At 71.8% G+C, this 13844-nt stretch carries 12 protein-coding genes; 7 read left to right on the top strand and 5 right to left on the bottom strand.

Annotation, left to right across the window (positions count from 1 at the left end; translation table 11 throughout):
- Nucleotides 1-20: 20 nt before the first annotated feature.
- The 3 genes from AMY39116_RS0302760 (at nucleotide 21) to AMY39116_RS0302750 (ending at nucleotide 4570) form a co-directional block, all read left to right on the top strand.
- Complete coding sequence (locus tag AMY39116_RS0302760; RefSeq protein WP_020416192.1) at nucleotides 21-266, top strand: hypothetical protein; 246 nt, start codon at nucleotides 21-23, stop codon at nucleotides 264-266.
- 286 nt (nucleotides 267-552) lie between these two features.
- Nucleotides 553-1464 (top strand): hypothetical protein, encoded by a 912-nt coding sequence (locus AMY39116_RS0302755; protein ID WP_020416191.1) that lies wholly within the window; start codon nucleotides 553-555, stop codon nucleotides 1462-1464.
- 196 nt (nucleotides 1465-1660) lie between these two features.
- Nucleotides 1661-4570: a hypothetical protein gene (locus tag AMY39116_RS0302750; protein ID WP_020416190.1), complete on the top strand. Its 2910-nt coding sequence runs from the start codon at nucleotides 1661-1663 to the stop codon at nucleotides 4568-4570.
- A 56-nt stretch (nucleotides 4571-4626) separates the two neighbouring features.
- On the opposite strand, the gene AMY39116_RS0302745 is transcribed toward AMY39116_RS0302750, so the two are convergent.
- Nucleotides 4627-5397, bottom strand: a complete 771-nt coding sequence (locus tag AMY39116_RS0302745; RefSeq protein WP_027935570.1) for a dioxygenase — start codon at nucleotides 5395-5397, stop codon at nucleotides 4627-4629.
- 124 nt (nucleotides 5398-5521) lie between these two features.
- On the opposite strand from AMY39116_RS0302745, the gene AMY39116_RS0302740 reads away from it, so the two are divergent.
- Nucleotides 5522-5893, top strand: coding sequence for a hypothetical protein (locus AMY39116_RS0302740; RefSeq protein ID WP_020416188.1), 372 nt, complete (start codon nucleotides 5522-5524; stop codon nucleotides 5891-5893).
- Here the strand turns inward: AMY39116_RS0302740 and AMY39116_RS0302735 are convergent.
- On the bottom strand, nucleotides 5879-8077 hold the full coding sequence (locus AMY39116_RS0302735; protein WP_020416187.1) for an excinuclease ABC subunit UvrA: 2199 nt from the start codon (nucleotides 8075-8077) through the stop codon (nucleotides 5879-5881). The genes AMY39116_RS0302740 and AMY39116_RS0302735 overlap by 15 nt on opposite strands.
- Nucleotides 8078-8139: 62 nt before the next feature.
- Here AMY39116_RS0302735 and AMY39116_RS0302730 point away from each other — a divergent pair, with 62 nt between their 5' ends.
- From AMY39116_RS0302730 to AMY39116_RS0302720, 3 genes are read left to right on the top strand one after another with little or no spacing between them, the layout of a single operon-like run.
- Nucleotides 8140-9093: a YafY family protein gene (locus AMY39116_RS0302730; RefSeq protein ID WP_235716041.1), complete on the top strand. Its 954-nt coding sequence runs from the start codon at nucleotides 8140-8142 to the stop codon at nucleotides 9091-9093.
- Nucleotides 9094-9097: 4 nt separating this feature from the next.
- On the top strand, nucleotides 9098-9904 hold the full coding sequence (locus tag AMY39116_RS47320; RefSeq protein ID WP_235716040.1) for an AraC family transcriptional regulator: 807 nt from the start codon (nucleotides 9098-9100) through the stop codon (nucleotides 9902-9904).
- The gene (locus AMY39116_RS0302720) at nucleotides 9870-10286 is read left to right on the top strand and encodes a thioesterase family protein (RefSeq protein ID WP_020416184.1); all 417 of its coding nucleotides are present in this window, start codon (nucleotides 9870-9872) and stop codon (nucleotides 10284-10286) included. Before AMY39116_RS47320 ends, AMY39116_RS0302720 begins: the two co-directional genes overlap by 35 nt.
- On the opposite strand, the gene AMY39116_RS0302715 is transcribed toward AMY39116_RS0302720, so the two are convergent.
- The 3 genes from AMY39116_RS0302715 to AMY39116_RS0302705 form a co-directional block, all read right to left on the bottom strand.
- Nucleotides 10281-11051 carry an alpha/beta fold hydrolase gene (locus tag AMY39116_RS0302715; RefSeq protein WP_020416183.1) on the bottom strand — a complete coding sequence of 257 codons (771 nt, stop codon included), beginning with the start codon at nucleotides 11049-11051 and terminating at the stop codon, nucleotides 10281-10283. The genes AMY39116_RS0302720 and AMY39116_RS0302715 overlap by 6 nt on opposite strands.
- Complete coding sequence (dnaB, locus tag AMY39116_RS0302710) at nucleotides 11048-12451, bottom strand: replicative DNA helicase (protein ID WP_017985894.1); 1404 nt, start codon at nucleotides 12449-12451, stop codon at nucleotides 11048-11050. Before dnaB ends, AMY39116_RS0302715 begins: the two co-directional genes overlap by 4 nt.
- 443 nt (nucleotides 12452-12894) lie before the next feature.
- The gene (locus tag AMY39116_RS0302705) at nucleotides 12895-13683 is read right to left on the bottom strand and encodes an ESX secretion-associated protein EspG (protein ID WP_020416182.1); all 789 of its coding nucleotides are present in this window, start codon (nucleotides 13681-13683) and stop codon (nucleotides 12895-12897) included.
- Nucleotides 13684-13844 lie beyond the last annotated feature (161 nt).

Below are 13844 nucleotides of genomic sequence, written 5' to 3'. Positions count from 1 at the left end.
CAAACAAAGGAGTGCACGTCATGCGCAAGACCCTGATCCGCGGCGCCGCCGCTTTCGCCATCGCCCTCGGCGCGTTCGCCTTCGCCGGCACGGCGTCGGCCGACGAGCTGACCGCTCCGGTCGTGGTGCCGTCGCACCCGACGGGTGCGGATTACGTCAACGCCTGGAACGAGTCCGGCGCGCTCGCCGGTGCCGGTGCCGCCGGCCTCGTCAGCTCTGCCTGGGCGGGCGCGATCCCGTCCATCGTGCAGGGCGCGCTGGGCTGATTTCCCTTGGTGCGCCCAGGATCTCTGGCATCCTGGGCGCACCGGGGCCCGGTCACCTCGCGTAAGGCCCGACCACACCCAGTGTTCTTCACACGATCGTGCGATCAAGTCGTGTCGAAGGTGCGAGGGTCGCCCGGGGTTTGGTTATCTCGACAGCGCAAGCGGTTACCGCATCGATGCGAATACGTTTCGGACACGGTCCGGCGGGGAAACCGCGATCAACTTTTTCGACAGGAGAACGGTGTTGCAGGCGAACGCGGCCATGGGACGGGGTACGGCACCCGCCGTGCGCTGGCTCGTCCGCGCCCTGCTCGTGATCGCCGGTGCCGCACTCGGCACAGCGGCCGCCTGGCTGCTCGGCGACGCCACCGCCTCCGCCACCCAGATCGCCCCCGCTCCCGCCGACACGCGCACGAGCGGTGACGAGCCGACCCCGGTCACCGACCGCGTGGTCACCGCGACCGACGACCTCACCTGGGGCGCCTCCGACCTGGTCGGCAACGCCACGGCGACCGTGCTGAAGTACGGCATGGCCGGCGGTCCGGCGGACCCCGCCCGCGGCGAGGAGGCCGCGGCGGACCTGCGCCAGACGGTCCACTCGTTCACGCGCGACGCGGTGCTGCGCCCGGTCGAGCGCACCCTCGGCACGGCCGAGCACATCAGCCGCAAGCCGCAGGACGCGCCGCAGGTCATCGGCCAGGCGCTGACCCCACCGCCCGCGGTCAAGGACTTCGGCGACAAGGTGTGGAACATCCTGCGCCCCGCTGGCGGAAGCCTGATCAAGCTGCCGGGCCTGGACGGCTCCGGCGACGACGGACAGCCTGCCGCGCTCCCCGCGGCCGAGGTCCTGCCCGCTCCGGTCGCCGACGCCGTGATGGGTCCGGTCGCCAACGCGCTTCCGGACAGCACGCACGGCCAGGCGGCCAAGGCCGGTCACCACGACCGCGCCGCCGACCGTTCCGAGGGCGAGCACCGGGACCAGTTCCCGTACTCGCCGCTGCGCGGGCCGCTCGCGCCCGCGGGTGTTCCGTTCGCCCCCGGTGGCGCTGTCACCGGTGGCCACATCGACGGCCTGCTGTTCGGCGTTCCCGCCGGCGGCCCGGCCGTGCGTGGTGTGGACGACCGCAGTGCCGTCCGCATCGTTTCCCGGCACACGCCGGTTCAGCCGGGCGAGCAGCCCGGTGTCACTCCTGACTGATTTCCGCGCGGGGTAGCTCGAAGCGCCGCCCTGTTCGCCGTGCCCCTTCTTCGGGCCGGTGTCGCGCGCGCAACCAGAGCACCCCGCTTTTCAGCCCTCGCGGGCGCACTCACCCGTGCCCGCGAACCCCGGTGCTCCGTTAGCGCACCGACCCTCAAGCCCCGCAAGGGAACCCGAAGAAAAGGAGAAACCCTCGATGCAGACCTGGGCAAAGCGCGGAATCCAAACCGCGCTGGTCACGGGTGGCTTGCTGATGCTGGGTACCGGCATCGCATCTGCCGACGAGAACGTGAACCCGGACAGTCCGGCCGGTCCGCTGGACGTCAACCTGAGCGTGCCGGTCGACATCCAGGACAACGCCCTGGGCACCCTGGGCAAGCAGGTCAACCTGCCTGAGGTCCACAAGGAGATCAGCACCAAGCCGATCACCGACGCCGCCAACAAGGCCGCTGCCCCGGTCACCAAGACCGGCGCCCTCAAGCCCGCCGCCCCGGCGATGGGTGCCGCCAACGGCGTGATCGCCAAGGCCACCGACGCCGCCACCGGTGCGGCGCAGCGCGTGGGCCAGGCCACGAACCCGGGCGCCCAGCGCGCCACGGTCGCGCAGGACGCCGCTCCGTCCGTTCAGGACAACGGCGACCCGTTCCACGGCAACAAGGTCTCGCTGAACGCCGCGCTGCCGATCCTGATCAGCGGCAACGCGCTCGGTGTGCTGGGTGACGCGTCCGTCGAGTCGGACGCCACGCAGACCTACGAGCACAACTCGGACATCAACACCGACGGTTCGCACGGCGGCCTCGCCGGCAACGTCGTCGCGCTGGACTGGGCCCTGCCCGTCCAGATCTCGGGCAACGCGCTCGGCCTGGTCGGCAGCGGCCACACCTCGGGCAGCGCGACCCAGGAGGCGTCGACCACCGGTGACATCGTCACCGACGGCACCAACGGCGGCCTGTCCGGCAACGTCATCGCCCCGCAGGGCGCGACCCCGCTGCAGGTGTCGGGCAACGCGCTGGGCTGGTTCCTCGGCCACGCCGAGACCGACTTCGAAGGCTCCAGCGAGGCGGAGTCCGGCGGCTCGATCGAGACGCACGGCTCGAAGGGCGCCGGCACCGGCAACGTCGCGGGCGTCCCGGTGGCCCTGCCCGCCAAGGTGTCGGGCAACGCCATCTCCTGGGGCGGCGACGCCGACGTCCCGGCCGGCTCGTACGACGCCGAGGCCGAGGCCGGCGACACCGCCGACGGCCCGCGTGGCCCGAGCTACATCCAGACCGACGGTGACGACTCGTTCCTGGCGGGCAACGTCGCGCAGCCGCAGCCCGCGGTGCCGGCGACCGTTGCGGGCAACGCCGCGGCCTGGATCGGCAACTCCCTCGTCGGTGGCGGCGCGGACCGCCAGTCCGGTGGCGTGGACCTCGGCAGCGAGGCCACCTCGGGCGGCACCACCAGCACCAGCGGTGAGAACGCGGCCGGTTCCGGCAACATCGCCGACGCGCCCGTCGCCCTGCCCGTCGAGGCGTTCTGCGTCGGCGGCACCTGGATCGGCAACGCGCACGCCAACGGCTGCGACAACGAGACCGAGGCGCAGGCCGGTTCGGACACCTTCACCTCCGGCAACGGCAGCTTCCTCGGCGGCAACAGCGTTTCGGCCCCGCCGGCGGGCACCGTCGAGGTCTTCGGTGTCGGCGGCTCGTGGATCGGCAACGCCTCGGGCAGCGCGACCGAGACGAAGGACGTCAAGGCCGGTGGCTACACCGGGACGCTGGGCAACGACTCGGCCGGCTCCGGCAACGCCGTGCAGGTCCCGGTTGCCGTGCCCGCCGAGGTGTTCGGCGTCGGCGGCTCGTGGATCGGTCAGGGGGCCGGGGAGGCTTCCGAGACCAAGACCGTGACCTCCGGTGGCGACGGCAACACCCAGGACGACAACGCCGCGGCCTCCGCGAACCTGGTCCAGGTTCCGGTGTCGGCCCCGGTCCAGGTGTTCGGCATCGGCGGCGCGTGGATCGGCCAGGGCGCCGGCGCGGCCACGACCGACACCACCTCGACCGCGGGTGGCGACGGCAAGGCGACGGGCAAGGGCGGCTTCGCGGCAGGCAACCTCGCCGCGGTGCCGGTTTCGCTCCCGGCGCAGGTGCACGGCCTCGGCGCCGCGTGGATCGGCAACGGCTTCGGCGAGTCGGAGAACGTGACCGACTCGACCGCGGGCGGCGACCTGAACACCACCGGCGAGGGCGGCTCCGTCGCGGGCAACATCGTCGAGGCGCCGGTCGGCGCCGTGGCCACCGTCTTCGGTGACGCCGCGGTGTGGGGCGGCGTGGTCAAGGGCGACGCGTCCAACGACGTCGTTTCGACCGCGGGTGGCGACGCCGAGACCAACGGCGAGGGTGGCTCGATCGCGGGCAACGTGCTCGCGGCGCAGGCGCTGCCGGTGGCCCAGGTGTTCGGCAACGCCGCGAGCCTGGTCGGTGTCGCGCACGCGACCGGCGTCAACGACACCGAGGCCAACTCGGGTGGCGACATCACCACCTCGGGCGAGGGCGGCGCGCTGTCCGGCGACATCTTCGACGTCCCGGCCGCGGCCGTGGCGCAGGTGTTCGGCAACGCCCTGTCCGTGGGCGGGGTCGCGCACGCGGTGGCCGACAACACCACCACCGGGACCGTGGGCGGCACGGACACCACGTCCGGCCCGGCCAAGGCGCTGTCCGGGATCAGCAAGCAGGTGCCGGTCGGCGTCGTCGCGCAGGTCTACGACATCCCGCTGGGCCTGATCGCGGTCACCAGCACGACGGTCAGCAACGCGACGGACATCTCGGTCGCCGGCAAGGAGCCGCAGATCGAGCTGCCGATCACGATGCCGGAGATGGGCGCCACCGCCCTGCCGAAGCTGCCGGCGCTGCCGGCCCGCTCGGAGCGCTCCGCGCTGCCGCAGGTCAACACGCTGCCGGTCGAGCTGCCGGGTGCGGACCTGGCGGACCTGCCCGCGAGCGTCGAGGGTGTCCTGCCCGCCGGTGACCTCCCGGCCATCGCGCAGCTGGACTCCCAGCCGACCGCCGTCTTCCAGCAGGTCAACGACCTGGTCGGCGGCAAGGGGATCAACATCAAGGGCTGACGCCCTGACGAAGTGAAAACGGGCCCGGTGGTGCTTCCGGGCCCGTTTTCCTTTTCTCAACCGATCTGCACCGACCGTTTCGCGAGGCCGTACCAGTAGCCGTCGATGACCGTTTCCGGCCTGGCGTCCTCGGAGCCGGCGCCGAGGCTGACGAACAACGGCGCGAAGTGCTCGATGCGCGGGTGCGCGAGCGTCGCGGCAGGCGCCTTGTGGCGGAAGTCGAGCAGCGCGTCGATGTCGTTGGCGCGCAACGTTTCCGCGCCCCACTGGTCGAACTCGGTGGACCACTGAGGCGGGTTGCCGTCCACGCCGACGCCCATCGCGGAGAGGTTGTGCGTGAAGAACCCGCTGCCGATGATCAGCACGCCTTCGTCCCGCAGCGGCTTCAGCTTGCGGCCCAGCTCGAACAGCTTGTGCGGGTCCAGCGTCGGCATGGACATCTGCAGCACCGGCACGTCCGCGTCCGGGTACATCTCGACGAGCGGCACGTAGGCGCCGTGGTCGAGGCCGCGGTCGGGGGCCTCGTGCACCTCGGTGCCGGGGCCGGACAGCAGTTTCCGCACCTTCGCGGCCAGCTCGGGCGCGCCGGGGGCCGGGTATTTCACGGTGTAGTAGTGCTCGGGGAAGCCCCAGAAGTCGTAGACCAGCGGAACCGTCGTGGTCGCGCCGACGGTGACCGGCGCCTCCTCCCAGTGCGCCGAGACGACGAGGATCGCCTTGGGCTTGGGCAGGTTCGCCGACCAGTCGGCCAGCTGACGGGTCCACCGGGCGTCATCGGCGAGCGGCGGCGCGCCATGGCTCAGGTAGAGCACGGGAGTCGCACTCATCGCAGCCTCCATGTTTGAAAGTTCAACTACTACGCTACCCGACGCGCTGGGGGCGCGCAGTATTCCCGGCCGCGGAACCGGTACAGAGTGGCCCTACCCGGACGGCGCGCGCCTATCCTGAGCCATGGCGGTGAACGTGGCGATCTACCTGGTCGTATGTGCCACGCCGCCGTTGCTGTTCTGGCTCGCGAGCAAGGCGCCCGCGGTGGCCGCCGCCCTCCGTCGCCGCCGGGCACCCGCGCCGACCGGCCTGCCCATCGAACGCCTCGCGGCGGACCTGCGCCGCGTGCACCGCTGCCTCGAAGACCTCGCCCCGGACGCGCCGATGCTGCGCCGCCGCGCGACGCACCAGGCGTACGACGCACTGCTGGTCCAGGCCTGCACGGCACTCGGCCTGCAGCACTGGCTGGACTCGCTGCCCGAGGGCGTGGAGCGCGACATCGAGCGGCTGCGGGTGGAAGAGGCGCTGCGCCGCGCCGGGTTAGTCGTTCCCTGACAGCCGGGCCAGGTACCGCCCGGTCTTCGACCCCGGCTGACGGACCAGCTCCGCGGGTGGTCCCTGGAACAGCACCCGCCCGCCGTGCCTGCCCGCTCCGGGACCCAGGTCGACCACCCAGTCCGCCCTGGCGATCACGTCGAGGTTGTGCTCGATGACCACGACGGTCGAGCCGCCCGCCACCAGCCGCTCGAACAGCTCGACCAGGCCGGCGACGTCGGAGGGGTGCAGCCCGGTGGTGGGTTCGTCGAAAACGAAGGTCCGGCCGGGACGGGAAAGTTCGACGGCGAGCTTCAGGCGCTGGCGTTCCCCGCCGGACAGCGTGTTCAGGGGCTGCCCGAGCGACAGGTACCCGAGGCCGACGTCGACGAGCCGGTCCAGCACCGGCTCGTCGGGGAACACGCTCCGCGCGTCCCTCGCGGACAGGTCGAGCACTTCGCTGATCGTGTGACCGCGGTAGGTGTGGCGCAGGACGTCCTCGACGAACCGGCGTCCCTGGCATTCCTCGCACGTCGTGACCATCGGGTCGAGGAAGGCCAGGTCGGTGTAGATCACGCCGAGGCCGTTGCAGCGCGGGCAGGCCCCCTCCGAGTTGGCGCTGAACAGCGAGGCGCTGACCCCGTTCGCGGCGGCGAACCGCTGCCGGATGCCGTCGAGCATCCCGGTGAAGGTCGCCGGGCTCGATCGGCGCGATCCGCGGATCGGGCTCTGGTCGACCGACACCGCGTCCGGGACGAACCCGTGCACCAGCGTGCTCTTGCCGGACCCGGCCACGCCGGTGACGACCGTCAGCACACCCAGCGGGATGTCCGCGTCGACCCCGCGCAGGTTGTGGCGCGTGGCGCCGCGGATCTCCAGGAACCGCTCAGCCCGTCGCGGGTTCTCCTTGATCCGCGGGCGGTGCCGCAGGTGGTGGCCGGTCGGCGTGTCCGCCAGCCCGGCGACCCCGCCCTGGTAGACCACCCGGCCACCGTCCTGCCCGGCGCCGGGCCCGAGGTCGATGACGTGGTCGGCCGCGGCGATCACGTCCGGGTCGTGCTCGACCACCAGGACGGTGTTCCCCTTGTCCCGCAGGCTCTTCAGCAGCGCGACCAGCTGGGCCACGTCGTCCGGGTGCAGCCCGACGCTCGGCTCGTCGAACACGTAGAGCATGCCGGTGAGGCTGCTGCCCAGGTGGCGCACCATCTTCACACGCTGCGACTCGCCGCCGGACAGGGTCGAGGTCGGGCGGTCCATCGTGAGGTAGCCGAGGCCGATCGACACGAGCCGCCGCAACTGCGCGACCAGCGCGGCGACCACCGGCTCCGGTTCGGTCAGCGTCCGCGCGAAGGCCAGCAGATCCTCGGCCTCCATCGCGGCGCACTCGGCGATCGACCGTCCGTCCACTTTGGACGCCAGCGCCTCCGGCGACAGCCGCGCGCCGTGGCACTTCGGGCACGTCTCCTGGATGACGACCCGCTCGAAGGCCTCGCGGATGCGGCCCTTCAGCGAGTCGGCGTCCTTCGGCAGCCAGATGCGTTCGAACCGCGGCAGCAGCCCTTCGTAGTTCGCGGACGGTGCGTCCGGCACGCCGTGCAGGAACGCGTGCCACTCCGCGGGCGTGTACTCGGCGAGCGGTTTGTCCAGGTCGAACAGGCCGGAGTCGGCGAAGGTGCGCCACATCCAACCGCCGGGCTGGAACGTGGGGAACCGGATCGCGCCTTCGTTGAGCGAGCGGCGGCGGTCGATGAGTTCGTCGACGACGATCGTTCGCGCGGTGCCCAGCCCGGTGCAGTGCGGGCACATCCCCTGGGGGTCGTTGAAGGAGAACGCGTTCGAGTACCCGGCGAACGGCCGGCCGGCGCGCGACCAGAGCAACCGCATCAGCGAATAGATGTCGGTGACCGTGCCGACCGTCGAACGCGGCCCGCCACCGAGGCGTTTCTGGTCCACCACGATCGCGGCGGGCAGGTTCTCGATCGCGTCCACGTCGGGCTGGCCGTAGCGGGGCAGCCGGTTGCGCACGAAGGTGGTGAACGTTTCGTTGAGCTGCCGCTGGGACTCGGCCGCGATCGTGTCGAAGACCAGCGACGACTTGCCCGACCCGGACACCCCGGTGACCACGGTGAACGCGTCCTTCGGCAGCGCGACGGTGAGGTCCCGGAGGTTGTGCTCGCGGGCGCCGACGACCCGTAGTTCAGTCATGCCGTCGACGCTAGGAACGATCGCGGCCACATCCTGGCCGCGATTCCTGCGACCATCGATCCGTGCACGGACCGAGCGCGCGGATGCTGGAGCTGCTGTCGTTGCTGCAGACCGGCCGCACCTGGAGTGGCGCTGATCTGACCGAGCGGCTGGGTGTCTCGCCGCGCACCCTGCGCCGGGACGTCGAACGGCTGCGCGAGCTGGGCTTCCCGGTGTCGTCGGTGTCCGGGCCCGGCGGCCGCTACCAGCTCGCCGCCGGCCGCGCGATGCCCCCGCTGCTGCTCACCGACGAGGAGGCCGTGGCCACGGTCGTCGGGCTGCGGTTCGCGGCGCTGGCGCAGGTGGACGGCGCCACGGGCGCTGCCGACGGTGCGCTGCGGAAGCTGGAGCAGGTGCTGCCGTCGCGGTTGCGGTACCGGGTCGCGGCGGTGCTGGCTTCGACCGAGGCGGTCTCCCGGGCGGTGGGCCTGCTCGACCTGCGCGTGCTCCAGCTGCTGGCCACCGCCGCGCACGCCCACCAGGACGTGCGGTTCGGGTACACGACGCGCGCCGGGGAACGGAGCGAACGCCGGGCCGAGCCGTACCGCCAGGTGCTGCTGGGCAAGCGGTGGTACCTGCTGGCCTGGGACATCGACCGCCGCGACTGGCGGACCTTCCGGATCGACCGGATCACCGACGTGACCGTGCCCGGGACGACGTTCACCCCGCGCCCGCTGCCGCCGGACCCGGTGAGCTTCGTGCAGTCCAGCGCGGACTTCCCGCTCAGCAGGCATCGCGGGGTCGTCCGGTTCGACGCGCCGGTCTCCGTCGTGTCGGAGCGGCTGATGGCCGAAGCCGGCACGCTGGAAGCGCTCGACGAGCACAGCTGCCGGTTCGTCACACCCGTGGACTCGTGGGAGTGGCTGGCGGTGACCTTGCCGATGGTCGGCGTGCCGTACACCATCGAAGGTCCGCCGGAACTCGTCAAGCGGTCCCGCGAACTCGCCGACCGCATCCGCGCCGCGACGGAAGGGTGAGGCCGTGAGCGTTCCGCTGCACCACCGCGCGGGTCCCTCCGTGTACCGCTCTCGCGCACCACACCCGGGCCTGCGGCCGGTGGTCGCCGCCGCTTGGGCGGGGAGGCCGGGCTGGGTCCGGGACATCCGCGTGCTGCCGGACGGGTGCGTCGACCTTGTGTGGGACGGGCGCGAGCTCTCGGCGGTCGTCACGCGCGACGCTGCCTTGCGTGTTCCGCTGCGCTCGTCGTGGTCGGCCGGCCTGCGGTTGCGCTGCGGTGTGGCCGGATCGCTGCTCGGGACCTCGATCGCGGACCTGCCCCCGGGCGCGACGCCGCTGCGGGAGCTGTGGCCGGAGGCCAGCGAGGACCGGTTCGCCGGCTGCGCCACCCCGGCGCAAGCGCTTGCGTTGCTGGAAGACCTGGTCGGCTGGCGTGCGGCGGAGCCGGATCCGGTGGTGTCCGCGGCGGTCTCCCTGCTGTCCGGGGCCCGGGTGCCCGAACTGGCGACCAGCACCGGGACGAGTGAGCGCGTGCTGCGCCGCCGGTTCACCCACGAGGTCGGCATGTCGCCGAAACGACTCCAGCGCGTGTTGCGGTTGCAGGCCTTCCTGGCCGGGTTGACGCCGGCGACCGCACTGGCCGCGGCCGCCGCCGAGCACGGTTACGCCGACCAGTCCCACCTCGGCCGGGAGACCCGACGGCTCACCGGCTCCTCGCCCGCCGAGCTGGTGCGCGGCCGGCGGCTGGCCGAAACGTTCCAGACGCCGGGGTCCGCCTGGCCGCAGGATCGTCGCCATGAGCTTCCGGCTGACGATCGCGGTGCGCACTGACGACCTCGACCTCAACGGGCACGTCCGCGGCCCGGCCTACCTCGCCTACGCCGACCACGCCCGGTGGGAGTGCCTGTGGGCGGCCGGGATCGACCCGGACCGGCTGCGGGAGAAGGACCTCGGGCCGGTCAACCTGGAGACCACGATCCGGTTCCGCCGCGAGCTGCGGGCCCGCGCGACGATCACGGTGACCACGGACTTCGCCTGGGGCCCCGGCAAGATCTCGCGGGTGGCGCAGGAGTTCCACGACCCGGGCGGCGTCCTGGTGGCCGAGGTGACGAGCGTGTCCGGACTGCTCGACCTGACCTGGCGGCGACTGGTCGAGCAACCCGGCGACTACTGGCGCGCGCTCGCGGCCCGGCCCGAGCTGCTCGGCCTATGAGGTGAGGAACTCGCCGATCGCGTGGCCGAGTTCGGGTTGCGCGACCGCGCTGAGGTGGTTGCCCGGCACGCTCACGTACCGCCCGTGCGGCAGGGCTGCCGCGAGGTCCGGCGCGGTCTTGTTGTGTGGGTCCTCGGTGCCGGCGACGACCAGCGTCGGCGTGTCGAGGCGCGCCAGGTCCGCGCGGGGCGTGTCGACCGAGGTGTCGAGGACGTGCAGCAGCGCGTCGCGGTCGCCGCCGATCTGCTTGAAGAACGCCTCCGCCCGCCACTCCGCGGTGCCGCGCTCGAAAGTGCCCAGGCCGTTGAGGACCTTGCGGAAGTGCGCGTTGCCGCCGCTGGTGTGCTCGATGCCGTGCAGGCCCATCCCGGCGACGACTGCCCGGCGCGGGCGGGCTCCGCGCACCAGCATGCGGATGGTCGTCCGGCCGCCCAGCGAGTAGCCGCCCAGGTCGTAGTCGGTCAGGCCGAGGTGCTCGACCAGGTCGAACGCGTCGTCGGCGAGCACGTCCGGCGGGTAGGCGGCCGGGTCGTGCGGCTTCGCGCTTTCGCCGTGGCCACGCAGGTCCGGGGTGATCACGCGGAACCCGAGCCCGGCGAGGTGCGCGGCGTGGCCGTAGCTGATCCAGTTGACCTGCGACGTGGAGAAGTAGCCGTGGATCAGCACCAACGGGCGCCCCGAACCGGTCTCCCGGTAGGCCAGCTCGGCTCCGTCGCGCGCGGTGAAGCGCCGGAGCGTGGTGCTGGCCGACTCCGGGCCGGTCAACTCTGGGCCAGGTCGGCGAACCGGCTGTAGTGCAGCTGGTGCGCGACGACGATCGTGCTGGTCGGGCCGGCGCGGTGCTTCGCCAGGATCAGGTCGGCCTCGCCCGCGCGCGGGTCGTCCCGCTCCCACGCGTCCGGCCGGTTGATCAGGATGACCATGTCGGCGTCCTGCTCCAGCGAGCCGGACTCACGCAGGTCGGACAGCATCGGGCGCTTGTCGGTGCGTTGTTCCGGACCGCGGTTCAGCTGGCTGATCGCGATCACCGGCACCTCGAGCTCCTTGGCCAGCAGCTTGAGCTGACGGGAGAACTCCGAGACCTCCTGCTGCCGCGACTCGACGCGCTTGCCCGACGTCATCAGCTGCATGTAGTCCAGGACCACGAGCTTGAGGTCGTTGCGCTGCTTGAGCCGCCGCGCCTTGGCGCGGATCTCCATCATCGTCATGTTCGGCGAGTCGTCGATGAACAGCGGCGCCTCGCTGATCTCGCTCATCCGCCGCGCCAGCCGGGTCCAGTCGTCGTCGGACATGCGGCCGCTGCGCATGTCGGCGAGCCGGATCCGGGCCTCCGCGGAGAGCATGCGCATGACGATCTCGATGCGGCTCATCTCCAGGGAGAAGATGACGCTGGTCATGCCGTGCTTGATGGAGCACGACCGCGCGAAGTCCAGGCCCAGTGTCGACTTGCCGACACCGGGACGCGCGGCGACGATCACCATCTGGCCGGGGTGCAGGCCGTTGGTCACCTCGTCGAGGTCGGCGAAGCCGGTCGGCACACCCTGCGACACCCCGCCGCGGGAGGCGATCGCGTCGATCTCGTCCATGGTCGGCTGGAGCAGTTCCTCCAGCGCCACGTAGTCCTCGCTCGTGCGCCGCTCGGTGACGTCGTAGATCGCGGCCTGCGCGCGGTCCACGACCTCGTCGATGTCGCCGCCGTCGTTCGCCGCGCCGTAGCCGTACTGCACGATCCGCGTGCCCGCCTCGACCAGGCGGCGCAGCACGGCCTTCTCCGCGACGATCTGCGCGTAGTAGCCGGCGTTGGCGGCGGTCGGCACGGTCGCGATCAGGGTGTGCAGGTAGGGCGCGCCGCCGACGCGGGCCAGTTCGCCACGGCGTTCCAGCTCGGCGGACACGGTGATCGGGTCGGCGGGCTCGCCGCGCGCGTAGAGGTCGAGGACGCAGTCGTAGACCGCCTGGTGCTTGGGCAGGTAGAAGTCGTTGGGCGAGAGCACCTCGACCACGTCGGCGATGGCGTCCTTGGACAGCAGCATGCCGCCGAGCACGGACTGCTCGGCCGGGATGTCCTGCGGCGGCTGACGGTCGAACTCGCCGTACCGCGGCCCAGGGTCCTCGGGCCCGGGATCGGACGGATAGGCCGGACCACGATCGTCAGTCAGCGCCACCGCGCGGATACCTCCCAGACAGCGAACACCAGTTCGATTATGCCGGATCCCCGGCCGGAGTGTGGGACCGGCGCACCCGCGAGAACCGTGTCCCGCGGGCACCCAGTGCTACTACTCCGGCGGGCACCGTAGATCGCTCGGACGGACCAGTGCAAACCTGCTTGGGGACCGCTCTGTGGACAGCCTGTGGAGGAGCGGGGTCAACCAGTCACAGGCACGCCGCACCCTGTGGACAAACTGGGGGCAACTCCGGGGACCGCCAGGAAAACCGCAGGTCAAACCCTGTGGGTAACCTGTGGAGAACTCTGGTGAAAAAACTTCGGCGTGTCGCCGGGAAGCCGATCTTCGGCGTGTCGCGGCCGAGTGCAGGCCTCGACCTGTGGATGAGCCTACGCACAGTAGAAGACCCCCCACTCGTCCGAGTGGGGGGTCCGGCGGGCCGATCAGCCCAGAGATCGAATCGCGTTGTGTAGTCGTTCACCGATCGCTTGCGGGGTGCCGGGAGTCAGCACGATCAACGACTCGCCGGTGCCCGGGCGCTCCTCCATCAGCCAGCGGCCCTCGGCCGTGTCGATGAAGTTCAGCGCGCGGTCGCACCGCTTGCGCGTGCCGGCCCGGGTGCGGGCGGCGGCGTACAGACTGCCGGCCGCGACCCGCGGCGCCTCGAGGATGCGCTTGATCTCCTTGCCAGGGTCGGCCACCGTCCGGCCGCCGCCGCGCATGATCGACACGTCCTCCCCGGACGAGCGGCGGCCACCGCCGTAGACCTCGCTCTTCGGCGCCACGATCGGGCTGCTGCCACCCGGCGGCACCCGGGGGATCTGGTCCAGGAACGCCGGGAGCAGCTGGTCCGGACGCTGCGGCCGCATCACCACGACGTCTTCCTTGATGTGCCGGGCGAGGACGAACCCGCCACCGGGGCCGCTGCCCGCGAGCACCGCGAAGTTCTGCGGCGCGTCGTCCGGGAACGAGCCCTCGAACCAGCCGTAGAACTCCACACCGGGTCGCGCGATCGACTCGATCATCGCGGCGAACTCGCGGTCCATGCCCCGCGGCCCCATCAGGCCGTGGTGTGTCAGCACCGCGTTGACCTGCTGGTCGACGATCCGCTGGGCGGTCTCGTCGTACCAGGTCGGGGTGGGCGACAGCGTGTTGTGCGGCTCCGCACCCCGGCGCTGCAACAGGTTGAGCAGCGTCGGGGTGGTGATCGTCAGCGGCCGGTTCACCGGCATGGTCCCGGGCCTCATTCGCCGATGACGGGCGGAGCCGTCAGCTCGTCGGTACCGAACAGCTCGTTCGGATCGTCACCCACCATGTACTTGTTCTCGTGCTCTTCGTCTTCCTCGCCGTTGCCGTGACCGCCGCGTCCGCCCATGCCCGGCGCCCCGGCCAT

The sequence above is a fragment of the Amycolatopsis sp. ATCC 39116 genome (genome assembly GCF_000231075.2).
Lineage (GTDB): Bacteria > Actinomycetota > Actinomycetes > Mycobacteriales > Pseudonocardiaceae > Amycolatopsis_E > Amycolatopsis_E tucumanensis.
The sequence above is the reverse complement of the archived record's forward strand: the minus strand, read 5'-3'. Positions and strand labels throughout refer to the sequence as shown.

Excerpts from the sequence above, each read along its gene's own strand:
- AMY39116_RS0302750 (WP_020416190.1), top strand. The coding sequence starts at position 1,661 with ATGCAGACCTGGGCAAAGCGCGGAATCCAAACCGCGCTGGTCACGGGT.
- AMY39116_RS0302735 (WP_020416187.1), bottom strand. The coding sequence starts at position 8,077 with ATGACTGAACTACGGGTCGTCGGCGCCCGCGAGCACAACCTCCGGGAC.
- AMY39116_RS0302705 (WP_020416182.1), bottom strand. The coding sequence starts at position 13,683 with ATGCCGGTGAACCGGCCGCTGACGATCACCACCCCGACGCTGCTCAAC.
- AMY39116_RS0302745 (WP_027935570.1), bottom strand. The coding sequence starts at position 5,397 with ATGAGTGCGACTCCCGTGCTCTACCTGAGCCATGGCGCGCCGCCGCTC.
- AMY39116_RS0302740 (WP_020416188.1), top strand. The coding sequence starts at position 5,522 with ATGGCGGTGAACGTGGCGATCTACCTGGTCGTATGTGCCACGCCGCCG.
- AMY39116_RS0302760 (WP_020416192.1), top strand. The coding sequence starts at position 21 with ATGCGCAAGACCCTGATCCGCGGCGCCGCCGCTTTCGCCATCGCCCTC.
- AMY39116_RS0302720 (WP_020416184.1), top strand. The coding sequence starts at position 9,870 with ATGAGCTTCCGGCTGACGATCGCGGTGCGCACTGACGACCTCGACCTC.